Here is an 11,837-nt window from a genome sequence, read left to right on the forward strand (position 1 = left end):
CGAGTGGACGGATGAGACGCGTAAAGGGAGTCGGGACTTTCGGCCTGTACGGAAGGGGTCAGGTCCCGCGGGGACGGACCACGCCGGCCAGCACGATCCCGGCGGCGAGCACCGCGAGCTCGGCGCCGACCGGAACGTCCGGGGCGACCAGCCACGCCCACGGTCGCACGCTGACCGTGCCCTGCGTGAGGCTGGCGGGATAGCCGAACGCCAGCCCCGACACGACGTAGAGCCACGGCACCACGAGCCCCCAGAAGGACCCAGCGACCCCAGCGGCCAACCCGATCCCCATCAGCGCCCCGGCGAGGGTGAGCGCGCGCAGCGCGACGGCCGGCGCGGGGAGCAACCAGGAGGCGGCCGCGGCGACGCCGAGGACGCCGCCCACGACCACGGCGAGCAGGACCAGCCGGGCCCACCGCAGGTCGCGGGCGGCCGTGTGCTCGGCGCCGTCCAGGATCGGCCGGACCAGCAGCACGAGCAGGGACGCCGCGGCGCAACCGACCGGGAGGCTGGCGCGCGGTCGCGGGATCCGTACGTCGTCGAGCAGGCTCGGCACGGTCTGGCCCGCACTGACCAGCAGGGTGGCGATGCAGACGACGAGACCGAGGGCCGTCAGGGGGCGCAGCCGCAGGTGGAAGCCGACCACACGCAATGTCTCGGGCACCGGCGGCCGGCGGGCGCTCACGTGTTGGTGCACGCGCGGGTCTCGGCCAGGGCGGCGCGCACGTCGGCGGCCACCTGGGCAGGACTGCGGCCCCGCTGGTCCGGGTGGAGCTCGAGGAACTGCTCCGGCGGCAGCACACCCTCGATCCCGAGCGCCCAGTCGTGCACCAGGCCGCTACGTCCGAGCAGCCCCAGCGGCGGGCTGTCGGCGAACATCTCGGCGCACCAGAGCGGTGCTGCGACCGACTGCGCGACGGCGTCGGCGTCGAGTGCGCGCTCGCGCAGCGAGCGGGCACCGACGAACAGCTCGCCCACCCCCGGCGGCGTGCGCTGGTTGCCACCCTGCTCGTAGCGCGTGGGGAACGCCGACCGCGGAACACCGCGCTCCTCGGCGTGCGCCAGGAAGCGTTCGAGCTCGTTTCCGGCCGGCTCGAGCAACCGGTCGTAACCCGGGTAGACGCACACCGTGACCGACGTGGTCAGGCAGCGCCCGGGTCGTTCGCCGGACGCGGCGTAGAGCTCGGGCGACACCGCGAGCGAGGACGCCCCCAGCGCCCCGAGCGCCGCGGCCAGGCTCGCCAGTACGACGGCGCGGCCGGCCGTGCGCGAGAGCGCCGGAAGCGCGAGGAGCACCGCAGCCAGGACGAGCCCCAGGGCGGCGACGCCGTAGCGGCTGAACGGCGCCACCTGCTCGGCGACCGGTCCGCTCGTCCCGGGGAAGGCGAACAGCGATCCCCCACCCGGGAGCGTCCAGAACAGCAGCGCGGCCACACCGGCGGTGGCGGTGACGGCCGCGTAGGGCGAGGTCAGCAACCACCCGGCGCCGACGCCCGCCGAGGCGGCCAGGGCGAGCATCGCGAGGTGGGCGAGGACCACGAGCCCGGCCGACGGCGCGACAACGCCGTCCGCGGTCGCGGTCGCCACGACGAGCGTGCCGAGGCCGAGCAAGTAGGGCACCGTCGCGGCGGCCATCGGCAACGCCAGCAAGGTCAGGTGGACTCGCCACCCGGCCGCGGGCACGCGATCGCGCAGTGCTCGGGCACCGCTGCTCGGCGCTCCCGCGTCCCATCCCGCGACGAACGCGGTGAGGACGACGGCGACGGGCACCGCCTGGGACAGGTGGTTCAGGCCCCACCACCCGTCACCGCGCCAGGTCGCCAGGCTCGGCAGCGTGGCGTAGCCGAAGGCGACGAGCATCGGTACGACGGCCAGCGTCGCCTTGGACGTCCCGAGCAGGTAGCGCAGTCGCGATCCCCCGCTCACGCGCCGGCTCCCAGCAACCGCCACAGCCCGCGCTCGAGGTCGCTGCCGCCACTGTCGCCGGGGCGCGCCCCGGCCGCGACGGCGGCGGCCGTGCCGGTGAAGGTGAGCGTGCCGGCGTCGAGGACGACAACCGTGTCGTCGTCGGCGTCGATGTCGGCCACGACGTGCGTGCTCACCACGACCGCGCGGGTCTCACCCAGCCGGTCGACGAGCCCGCGCAGCGCCACCCGCTGGACGGGGTCGAGGCCGACGCTCGGCTCGTCGAGGACGAGCAGCACCGGCCGGTGGACCAGCGACATGGCGATCGACACCCGCTGCCGCTCGCCGCCGGACAGGGTGCGGGCACGCCGCGTGGCGAGGTGGGCGACGTCGAGCTCGTCGAGCGCGTCGGCGACCCGCGCGGCGGTCTCGGCGCGCGGGACGGCCTTGAGCCAGGCGGCGTAGCGGAGCAGGTCGACGACCCGCGCCCCGCCGGGCGCCTCGGCACCCTGCGGGACGTACCCGATCCGGCGGGCCAGCTCGGCCCGACGGCGCCGGTCGCCGTGGGCGACGCCCGCCACCTCGACCCGACCGGCGACAGCCGGGACCAGCCCGACCAGCGCCTGCAGCAGGGTGGTCTTGCCGGCGCCGTTGCGGCCGACCAGAACGGTCACCCCGCGGCCGATGGTCAGGTTGATCGGCCCCAGCCGGAACCCACCGCGCACGACCTCGACGCCGTCGCAACGGACCTCGTCCATGCTCAGTAGGGGTTGCCCTTGGTGAGCTTGTTCTTGGAGTGCGAGTCAGGGCCCTTGTTGGACTCGCCGATCCGCATCCGGGCGCGGGCGTAGCTGCCCGACGGGTTGACCGCGGTCGAGGCGTAGAAGCGCGGCGACCACGAGCTCTTGCCCCAGGTCTCCTTGTCGAAGTCGGAGAACTGGCGCGCGCCGTCGTAGAACTCCGCCGTGCAGGAGGTGTACTCCGGCGAGAGGCAGATGCCGGAGTTGCTCTGCGTGATCAGCTCGAAGTAGACCTTGTAGCCGTTGCCGGGGTCGCTGTCCCGCAGGTAGCCGTATGCCTGCGATCGGGTGCCGTTGACGGTGGTGCCGATCTGCCAGGTGCCGTAGCCGGCGCCCTTGGCCTTGCCGCCGTCGAAGACCGTCAACGGCGTCGTGGCGTTGTTCCACGAACGGACCTTGGCCTCGGCCGGTGTGCCGAGGACGGCGACGATCGCCAGCGAGCAGAGCAGTGGGAGGAGCAGCGCGCCGGCCCGGAACCGGGCTGGCGCGGACGTGAGGTGGTGCATGTCGGAGCCTCCGAGAACGAGATGGTCATCTATAGATGCCCATCCTGGCATGAGTGGACAGCAACTCGATCGACGATTCGCGATCGAGCTAGGAGCGGCCGTCGATCAGTCGCGTTCGGCGTCGGCCCCGCGCAGGGCCTCGCTCAGCGACGCCACGGCGCTCTCGGAGGGCGAGGCCGCGTCGGCGTTGGCGTCCGCGAGCTGGGCCAGCAGCTCGGCGCGGTGGACGGCGACCGAGCGGGGGGCGTCGATGCCGATCCGTACGACGTCGCCGCGCACCTCGAGGACGGTGATCGTCACGGCCTCGGGCGATCCGTCGCCGATGACGACGCTTTCGCCGACACGGCGCGAGAGAACCAGCACGGAACGAGGCTAGCGGGCTGAGAACCCCCTTGTCCCAACGACAGGCACGACGCCGTCCCGCGAGGCGTCCGTTCGGCCGTCGGCGGTCACCACAGGGTGCCGCGGTCGACGACGAGGTTCGCGCCGGTGACGGACGCGGCCGCGTCCGAGGCCAGGTAGAGCACCGCCGCCGCGATGTCGTCGGGAGCCATCAACCCCGGCACGGCCGGGGACATCCGGCTGATCAGCGCAGGGTCGGCGTCCGGAGGCAGGCTCGCCAGGGCCGTCTCGATCAAGGGGGTGTCCACGCCGCCCGGTGACACGCAGTTGACCCGGACCTCGCGGGTGCCGAGGTCGATCGCGAGGGACCGCATGCCGAGCAGCAGGGCGGCCTTCGAGGCGCAGTACGCCGCGTTGTAGGGCTGTCCCGTCACGGCGGCGATCGAGGCGACCGCCACCACGTTGCCCCCGCTCTCGGCCAGGGCGTCGGCGCAGCCCTGGGTGATCATGATCGGGGCGAGCGCGTTGACGTCGAGCTGCAGGCGCAGCAGCTCCGGCGTCAGGGTGCCGATCGGCGCGAAGCGCTGGACGCCGGCGACGTGGCACAGCACGTCGAGCCCGCCCAGCTCGGCGAGCGCAGCGGCGACGAACTCATCGCGTGCCGCGTCGTCGGTCAGGTCGCAGGGGACGACGTCATCCGGGCCGCTGCGGCCGGCGGCGGGGGCGAGGTCGGTCCCCACCACGCGGGCACCCTCGGCACGGAACAGGTCGGCCACCGCGCGGCCGATCCCTCCCGCCGCCCCGGTGACGATCACCCGGCGCCCGGCGAACCTGGGGTGCGGGGGCGTGGTGCTCTGGTCGGACATCCGAGATCCTCCTGCGTCGGCGCACGAAGCGCGATGGGAGGACCACCGCACCACGAACGCCGTACGCCGGACAGCGACGACCCCGCTGCCCTGCGCAAAACGACGATCCGTCAGGCGGCGTCAGGCGACGAGCGGTGCCGCCAGGGGCAGCTCCGCGTCGTCCAGGATCACCTGGCTGGCGCGCCGGGTGGCCGGGTTGACCACGAGCGGAGCCCGGAGGTTGACCGTCGTGTCCGCGAGGGTGGCGCCCGCGCGGACGACGAGGAGCACGAGGACCTCGTCGGCCGAGTCGGACGAGATGCCGAGCTCGTCGGCGACCTCGTCGGCGATCTCCGGCGCGTAGTCCGGGAAGAACGGCGCCGGCGGGACGACGACGAACTGCAGGTCGTCGCTGTCGAGCGAGCGGAACCCGTGGAGGACACCGGTGTCGTCGAGCCGGACCAGCGCGAAGCGCTCGTCGGCTGGGAAGCCGGGCATCGGGTGAGCGAGCTCGATGACGGGGATGTCCATGGTCGCGATCATCGCAGGAAGTCGATGAGGCTGGGCTGCAGCACGCGCGAGGTCGCCCCGAGGGCGGCCTGGTAGGCGACCTCCTGGAGCTTGAGCGCGACGGTGGTCTCGGCCAGGTCGGCGTTCTCGACCATGCTGAGCTGCTTGTCGAGCGAGATCTTGGCGTCGCCCGCGGCCTGGTCGGCCTGCTCGAGCCGCTGGTAGCGGGTGCCGGCCGCGGTCCGGCCGGCGGTGATGGTCTCGATCCGCGTGTTGAGCGTCGTGATGGCGTTGCTGATGCCCGTCTTGTCGCCGGTGCGCAGCGCCGTGGCGAGGGCGTCGAGCTCGGCGAAGACCGAGGTGGCGCCGTCGCCGAAGACCGCGGGGCCGTCGAGGTCGACCTTGACGACGACTCCCTCGGCGACCCGGCGGTTGACGTCGCCGACGGTCCCGACGTAGTTGCCGCTCGCGTCGTACGCCGTGCGCCCGGCGGTGACGCCGCCGAACACCGGGCTGTCCAGGTACGTCGTGTTGGCGCGCGAGAGCAGCTCCTTGCGGAGCCCCTCGACCTCGGTGGCGAGCGCGTCGCGCGCGACCTGGCCGGACGCCGAGGCGTTGGCGCCCTGGAGGGCGAGGTCGCGGGCCCGGCGCACCGTGGAGGTCACCGAGTCGAGCGCGCTGTCGATCTGGGTCAGCCAGCCGAGGCCGTCCTGCGCGTTGCGGGAGTACTGCGTCTGGTCCGCCATCGAGCCGCGCATCCGCATCGCGGCGGTGGTCCCGGTGGGGTTGTCGGAGGGCCGGTTGATGACCTTGCCGGTGGACAGCTGCTCCTGCAGCCGGGCCAGCCGGCCGAGGCCCTGCTGGAGGTGGCTCAGCGATCCCTCGGTCAGCATCCGCTGGGTGACGCGCCCGATGCTCATCGTTCTCCCTGTCCTAGCGACCGACGATGCCGGTGCGGTTGATCAGCGTGTCCAGGACCTCGTCGAGCGTGGTCAGCAGCCGTGCGGCGGCCTCGTAGGCACGCTGCGCGGTCAGCATGGTGACCGTCTCCTCGTCGAGGTTGACGCCGGCCTGCTGCTCCCACGCGTCGTCGAGGGAGCCGGTCAGGGCGGCCTGGTTGGCGGTCTGCCGGCCGACGGCGGCGACCTGGGTACCGAAGCCGTTGACGAGCTTCTGGTAGGCGTCGGCGTAGGTGCCCACGCGGCTGAGCGCGTCGGCGTTGTCGCCGTTGCGGGCGGTGCCGCCGAGCGAGGACGCGGCGACCAGGTCGGGGTCGGTGATCGCGACCTGGAGGCTGGAGGCACCGACAGCCGGGTCGAACGTGAAGAACGCCCCGCCCGGGTTGCCGCTGGCGTCGAAACCCAGTGCGTGCTGGGCGTTCACGGCGTTGGCGAGGTCGGCGGCGACCGCGTCCAGCCCGGCCCGGTACGCCGGGAGGGTGGTCGTGAGCAGGTTGCGCACGGCGCCGACCGCGCCGCCGTACGTCGCGGCGGGGTCGATCGCGAACGTGCTGGCCGTGTCACCGCTGACGAGGGGCGAGCCGGCCACCGAGACGTCGAACTGCCCGTCGGGGCGCACGGTCGTGGTCGCGCCGGTCAGCTCGGACAGGCGCAGCGCGAGCACGTCGCGCCGGTCGCGCAGGGTGCCCGCGTCGGTCCCGTTGGCCTCGGTGACGAGGATGCTGCGGTTGAGCGCGGCGAGGTCGGTCGCGGCGGTGTTGACCTCGCTGACCAGGCTGGTCAGGTGGACCTGCTGGTCGGCCTCCTCGCCGGCAATGTTGGAGACCTGGACCCGCAGCGCCTGGGCGAGCGTCTCGGCCCGGCCGAGCACCTGCTGGCGCGCGGCGGCGCCACCGGGGTTGGTGGCCAGGTCCTGCCAGGCGTTGCGGAAGTCGAGCATCGCGGCGTGCACGCCGTTGGCACCGGGCTCGCCGATGCCCTCCTCGACCCGCGACAGCACCGTGCTGGTGGTCTGCAGGTAGGACAGCATGCCGTGCTCGCGCCGGACCCGGGCGTCGAGGAGCGGGTCGACCATGCGGCGGACCTCGCCGACGGTGACGCCCTCGCCGTGGCCGTCGTACCGCGACCACAGGGCGGGGACCGCGCTGCTGACGGACGAGCCGACCACCCGACGCCGGACGTAGCCCTCGGTGTCGGCGTTGGAGATGTTGTTGCCCGCGACGTCGAGCAGGACCTGGTTGTAGCGAAGGCCCGACAGCGCGGTGCCGATGGAGCCGAACGAGCCGGCCATCAGAGGCTCCGGTCCAGCAGGTGCGAGCGGGGCGCGTCGGCGACCGCGGCACCGGCCGCGGAGTAGCTCGCGGTCGACGTACCGCCGATGGCCAGGAGCGTCTCGCGGGCCGAGCGGTAGCCCGCGGTGATCAGGCCCTTGGCGTCCTCGGAGGTCTCCGCGATCTCGCGTGCCACCCCGACGAGGGCGTCGCGGTGATCGAGCAGGATGCCGCGCCACGGCTCCTCGGCGGCCTCGGCGAGGGCGGCCAGGGACGGGTTCGGGGTGAGGCCGAGCTGCTCGGCAGCCTCGTCGGCGGCGGTCGCCCGCAGCACCTCGGTCGCGCGGAGGTCCTCGAGGAGGACCTCGATCTCGCGGGTGGCGTTGACCAGCCATCGGGTCCGGCCGCTGGCAAGCACGAGGCGTTCGACCTCGAGCTTGTACGCCAAGAGCTCGAGGAGCTCCCGCTCGCGCCACAGGATCTGCGACAGCCTGTCCATCCCACGCCCTTCCGTCCGCTCCCGGTGGAGCGATCTCGGCCCTACCCATCGCCCGGGGTGAGGGCGACCTGAGCGGTCTCGGGCGATCTACCTCAGCCGGACGGTCATCTCCCGGAGGTTCGTCGTGACCAGGGGGTACCGGGACTCCGTCCCGTATTGCCGGACCGATAGGCCCGTTTGGCGCAATTGGGCTGCGCCACGCCCACGCGAGGCCGGAATGTCGTGCACGTGAACGAGACGGACGAGCTGATCACGACCCACATGCCTCTGGTCGGCCACATCGTGCGGGAGACGATGGGCCGGGTGCCGTCGCACGTCAGCCGGGACGACCTGACCTCCGCCGGACTGACCGCGCTCGTGCTCGCCGCCAAGGCGTACGACGAGTCCCGCGGCGTCCCGTTCGACCGCTACGCCGCGACCCGCATCCGCGGCGCGCTGCTCGACGAGCTGCGCTCGGTCGACTGGGCCTCCCGCTCGGTCCGCCGCCGCGCCCGCGACCTCGCCGAGACCCGCAGCCGGCTCGCCAGCGTGCTCGGCCACACCCCGACCGTCGCCGAGGTCGCCCGCGCGGCCGGCCTCAGCGAGGACGAGGTCGCCGCCAACGACGACGACGTCTCGCGCGCCCAGGTGCTCTCCCTGCAGGGATCGAGCGCCACCCCCATCGAGGAGCTCGTCGCCACCCGCGCGCCCTCCCCCGAGGAGCTCATCGAGCACGCCGAGCGGCTCACCTACCTGCGCGAGGCGATCGAGGAGCTGCCGGAGCGGCTGCGCGTCGTCGTGCAGGACTACTTCTTCTCCGAGCGGCCGATGGCCGACATCGCCGCCGACCTCGGCGTCACCGACTCGCGGATCTCGCAGATGCGGGCCGAGGCACTCACCCTGCTGCGCGACGCGCTCAACCACGCGCTCGAGCCGTCGCTGGTCAAGCAGAACGGCAAGAGCGGGGGCGTCGCCCAGCGCCGGCGCGAGTCCTACTTCGCCGCCGTGGCCGCACGGCACGCGCAGGGCGCGCACGGCGGGGTCGTCGTACCGCTCGACGCGGTCGGCTGAGAAGCGTCGCCTGAGAACCACTGCCGAAAAACCTCTCAGGCGCGGTGATCGGGGACCGATCACCACCCCGACGGGAGACCACGGACGGTCACCCGAGAAACGACCTTTCAGTTCCAGGAGGGAAACATCATGGGTCTTCGCATCAACCAGAACATCGAGGCGACCAACGCGTACCGCAACCTGTCGGTGACGCAGAACCAGCTCTCGAAGTCGATGGAGAAGCTGTCGTCCGGCTTCCGGATCAACCGGGCCGCTGACGACGCCGCCGGTCTGGCCATCTCCGAGGGCCTGCGCTCGCAGGTCGGTGGCCTCAAGGTCGCGGTCCGCAACGCCCAGGACGGCATCTCGGTCGCGCAGACCGCTGAAGGTGCGCTCACCGAGGTCCACTCGATGCTGCAGCGCATCAACGACCTCGCCGTCCAGTACAACAACGGCACCCAGAACACCGACTCGCAGGCCGCCATCGAGGCCGAGGTCACCGAGCTGAACGCCGAGATCACCCGGATCAAGGACAACACGAAGTTCAACGGCGTCGCCCTCTTCGGCGGCACCGCGCTGGACTTCCAGGTCGGCTACGCGGACGCGGACACCATCACCGTCTCCGCCACCGCCCTGGCCGACTTCACCACCGCGGTCGGCACCCTGACCGCGGCCGGTGGCAGCGACGCCGTCCAGACCGCCATCACCGCCGTCTCCACGCAGCGTGCGGAGCTCGGTGCGGTCCAGAACCGGTTCGAGCACACGATCAACAACGTCAACGTCGCGATCGAGAACCTGTCCGCCTCCGAGTCGCGCATCCGCGACACCGACATGGCCCAGGAGATGATGAGCCTCACCCGCTCGCAGATCCTCTCCCAGGCCGGTACGGCGATGCTCGCCCAGGCCAACTCGGCCCCGAACGGCGTGCTCCAGCTGCTCCGCGGCTGATCCTCGTACTGCACCACAGCACCAACCGAGCGCCGGTGGGGCCGGCGGCCCCGCCGGCGCTCGGGTACTTCCGGGGGTATGACCCACCCCCGCACCCAGGAGGACGAACCCCATGGCAGCGACCAGCAGCATCGGCGGACTGGCCAGTGGCCTGAACACGGCCGACATCATCAACCAGCTGATCGCGCTCGAGGCCCTCCCCCAGACCAAGCTCAAGACGCAGGTCACCACCGAGCAGAGCCGGATCACCGCCCTGCAGAAGGTGAACACCGCGCTGCAGGCGCTGGTGACGTCCGCGAAGACCATGCAGTCGACGACGACCGGCGCGTGGGCCAACCTCGCCGCGACGTCCAGCAACACCGCGGTCTCCGTCACCGCGACCAGCACCGCCAGCCCCGCGGCCTTCACGGTCACCGTCGGCCAGACCGCGCTGAGCCACCAGCTCGCGTTCACCGACGCCCACGCCAAGACCGACCAGGTCACGGGCGCCACGAACGGCGTCCTCCTCAAGCGGGCCGGGCAGCCGGACGTCGCGATCAGCACCGCGAACGGCACCCTCGAGGAGCTCGCCGCCGCGATCAACGGCGCCGACGCGGGCGTGCGCGCCACGCTGGTCCGCACCGGCAGCGCCGGCGGCACCGAGCAGTACCGCCTCCTCGTCGAGTCCGCCACCACCGGCGCCGCGGGGTCCTTCGAGCTCACCGACTCGGCCGGCGCGCCCCTCCTCGGCGGCGCGACCACGCGGGCGGGCCGCGACGCCAGCATCGACATCGGCGGCATCACCGCCACGTCCTCGTCGAACACCTTCACCGACGTCGTCCCCGGCGTCACGATCACGCTCGGCGCCACGGCGACCGGCACCGCCGAGGTCGCCGTCAGCCGCGACGCCGCGAGCCGCTCGGCCTCGGTGAAGTCGCTGGTCGACGAGGCCAACGCGCTCATCACGCAGATGGGCAACCTGACGCTCAACAGCCTCACCACCAAGGGAGTGCTGGCCGGCGACAGCACGCTGCGCGACGTCGCCAGCTCGCTCGCGGACGCGATCTACCCCGCCGACGGCACCTCGATGGCGAAGTACGGCATCCAGGTCGACCGCTACGGCAAGCTCACCTTCGACACCCAGAAGTTCGCCGACGCCTACGCCGCCGACCCGGCCGGCACCGCGGCCGCCTTCACCGGCACCGACGGCTTCGCGGCGCGGCTGCAGAAGGCCGCCGAGACCGCCAGCGACAAGTACGACGGCACGGTCACCCAGGCGATCACCAGCCGCAACGTCACCGTGACCCGGCTCAACGACAGCATCGAGCGCTGGGACGGCCGGCTCGAGCTGCGCCGGGCCACCCTGGAGCGCCAGTACACCGCGCTGGAGAAGGCGCTCTCCCAGCTGCAGGGCCAGTCCTCGTGGCTGACCAGCCAGCTCAACGCCCTCAACGCGAACTCGAACCAGTGAGGACCTGACCGATGTACGCCACCCCGACCGTGCGCAACGCCCAGTCCGCCTACCGTGACAACGCGGTGGCGACGGCGTCCCCGGCTCGCCTGCTGGTGATGCTGGTCGAGCGCCTCGTCCTCGACGTCGAGCGCGGCCTCGCCGCCCAGCGCGCGGAGGACTGGACCCAGGCGCACCACCACCTCATGCACGCGCAGGACATCGTGGTCGAGCTGGAGTCGAGCCTCGACGTCTCCGCGATGCCCGGCGGCCGCGAGCTGGCCGCGCTCTACGAGTACCTCCGGACCCGGCTCGTGATCGCCAACGTCCGGCGGCGCACCGCCACCACCGAGGAGGCCCTCGGCCTGGCCCGGCAGCTGTGCGAGACCTGGCGCGAGGCCGCGATGACGGCGGCGCTGCGATGACCGCTCCGCACACCCCCGACCGCCCCTCCTCGTGGACCGAGGCGCTCGATCGCCTGGAGGCCCACGCCGACCGCGCCGAGCGCCTCCTGCACGGCGAGAGTGCCGAGCCGACGCCCACCCCCTGGCAGCCGTCGGCCGAGCTCGGCCCGCTCCCCAGCGAGCTGGTCCCCCGAGCCCGGCAGCTCCTGGCCCGCCAGCAGCGGCTGATGGCCGCGATCCCGGCCGTGCTCTCCGACAAGCGCCAGCAGCAGCGGATCGCGGACCGGGTCGGCGACGCCACCGCCGCGACCGTGCCGCCGATCTACCTGGACGTCACCGCCTGACCTGATCCGGGTTCCGGTGGAACAGCCGTGGTTCCTCGTGCGTCGA

14 protein-coding genes and 1 pseudogene are annotated in these 11,837 nt (G+C 72.8%); 5 read left to right on the top strand and 10 right to left on the bottom strand.

Annotated features, from left to right (window positions below):
• Positions 1 to 58: 58 nt before the first annotated feature.
• The 10 genes and pseudogenes from CCO04_RS29665 to flgN form a co-directional block, all read right to left on the bottom strand.
• Positions 59 to 685 carry a hypothetical protein gene (locus CCO04_RS29665; protein ID WP_215813327.1) on the bottom strand — a complete coding sequence of 209 codons (627 nt, stop codon included), beginning with the start codon at positions 683 to 685 and terminating at the stop codon, positions 59 to 61.
• The gene (locus tag CCO04_RS06620) at positions 682 to 1,926 is read right to left on the bottom strand and encodes a hypothetical protein (RefSeq protein WP_215813328.1); all 1,245 of its coding nucleotides are present in this window, start codon (positions 1,924 to 1,926) and stop codon (positions 682 to 684) included. The genes CCO04_RS29665 and CCO04_RS06620 overlap by 4 nt, the downstream gene beginning before the upstream one ends.
• Positions 1,923 to 2,663 (bottom strand): ATP-binding cassette domain-containing protein, encoded by a 741-nt coding sequence (locus CCO04_RS06625; RefSeq protein ID WP_215813329.1) that lies wholly within the window; start codon positions 2,661 to 2,663, stop codon positions 1,923 to 1,925. Before CCO04_RS06625 ends, CCO04_RS06620 begins: the two co-directional genes overlap by 4 nt.
• Before the next feature lie 2 nt (positions 2,664 to 2,665).
• Positions 2,666 to 3,211 carry a hypothetical protein gene (locus tag CCO04_RS06630; RefSeq protein ID WP_215813330.1) on the bottom strand — a complete coding sequence of 182 codons (546 nt, stop codon included), beginning with the start codon at positions 3,209 to 3,211 and terminating at the stop codon, positions 2,666 to 2,668.
• A 198-nt stretch (positions 3,212 to 3,409) separates the two neighbouring features.
• Positions 3,410 to 3,574, bottom strand: a pseudogene (locus CCO04_RS28355) (carbon storage regulator); the annotation flags it as partial.
• Positions 3,575 to 3,660: 86 nt separating this feature from the next.
• On the bottom strand, positions 3,661 to 4,419 hold the full coding sequence (locus CCO04_RS06640; protein WP_215813332.1) for an SDR family NAD(P)-dependent oxidoreductase: 759 nt from the start codon (positions 4,417 to 4,419) through the stop codon (positions 3,661 to 3,663).
• A gap of 120 nt (positions 4,420 to 4,539) precedes the next feature.
• Complete coding sequence (gene fliW / locus CCO04_RS06645; protein WP_252372833.1) at positions 4,540 to 4,929, bottom strand: flagellar assembly protein FliW; 390 nt, start codon at positions 4,927 to 4,929, stop codon at positions 4,540 to 4,542.
• 8 nt (positions 4,930 to 4,937) lie between these two features.
• A complete protein-coding gene (flgL, locus tag CCO04_RS06650; protein ID WP_215813334.1) occupies positions 4,938 to 5,828 on the bottom strand; it encodes a flagellar hook-associated protein FlgL in 891 nt (296 codons plus the stop codon).
• 13 nt (positions 5,829 to 5,841) lie between these two features.
• Positions 5,842 to 7,158 (bottom strand): flagellar hook-associated protein FlgK, encoded by a 1,317-nt coding sequence (flgK, locus tag CCO04_RS06655; protein ID WP_215813335.1) that lies wholly within the window; start codon positions 7,156 to 7,158, stop codon positions 5,842 to 5,844.
• Positions 7,158 to 7,637: a flagellar export chaperone FlgN gene (gene flgN, locus CCO04_RS06660; protein WP_215813336.1), complete on the bottom strand. Its 480-nt coding sequence runs from the start codon at positions 7,635 to 7,637 to the stop codon at positions 7,158 to 7,160. The genes flgK and flgN overlap by 1 nt, the downstream gene beginning before the upstream one ends.
• Before the next feature lie 228 nt (positions 7,638 to 7,865).
• Here flgN and CCO04_RS06665 point away from each other — a divergent pair, with 228 nt between their 5' ends.
• The 5 genes from CCO04_RS06665 (at position 7,866) to CCO04_RS06685 (ending at position 11,791) form a co-directional block, all read left to right on the top strand.
• Entirely contained in the window at positions 7,866 to 8,687 is an 822-nt protein-coding gene (locus CCO04_RS06665; RefSeq protein WP_257753848.1) for a sigma-70 family RNA polymerase sigma factor, read from the top strand.
• A 129-nt stretch (positions 8,688 to 8,816) separates the two neighbouring features.
• Positions 8,817 to 9,614, top strand: a complete 798-nt coding sequence (locus tag CCO04_RS06670) for a flagellin (protein ID WP_215813337.1) — start codon at positions 8,817 to 8,819, stop codon at positions 9,612 to 9,614.
• Between the two features lie 112 nt (positions 9,615 to 9,726).
• Positions 9,727 to 11,064, top strand: a complete 1,338-nt coding sequence (fliD, locus tag CCO04_RS06675; protein WP_215813338.1) for a flagellar filament capping protein FliD — start codon at positions 9,727 to 9,729, stop codon at positions 11,062 to 11,064.
• A gap of 11 nt (positions 11,065 to 11,075) precedes the next feature.
• Positions 11,076 to 11,468 carry a flagellar export chaperone FliS gene (gene fliS, locus CCO04_RS06680; RefSeq protein ID WP_215813339.1) on the top strand — a complete coding sequence of 131 codons (393 nt, stop codon included), beginning with the start codon at positions 11,076 to 11,078 and terminating at the stop codon, positions 11,466 to 11,468.
• Complete coding sequence (locus CCO04_RS06685) at positions 11,465 to 11,791, top strand: hypothetical protein (protein ID WP_215813340.1); 327 nt, start codon at positions 11,465 to 11,467, stop codon at positions 11,789 to 11,791. Before fliS ends, CCO04_RS06685 begins: the two co-directional genes overlap by 4 nt.
• Positions 11,792 to 11,837: the final 46 nt, after the last annotated feature.

The organism is Pimelobacter sp. 30-1, assembly GCF_018831735.1.
In the GTDB taxonomy this organism is placed as follows: domain Bacteria; phylum Actinomycetota; class Actinomycetes; order Propionibacteriales; family Nocardioidaceae; genus Nocardioides.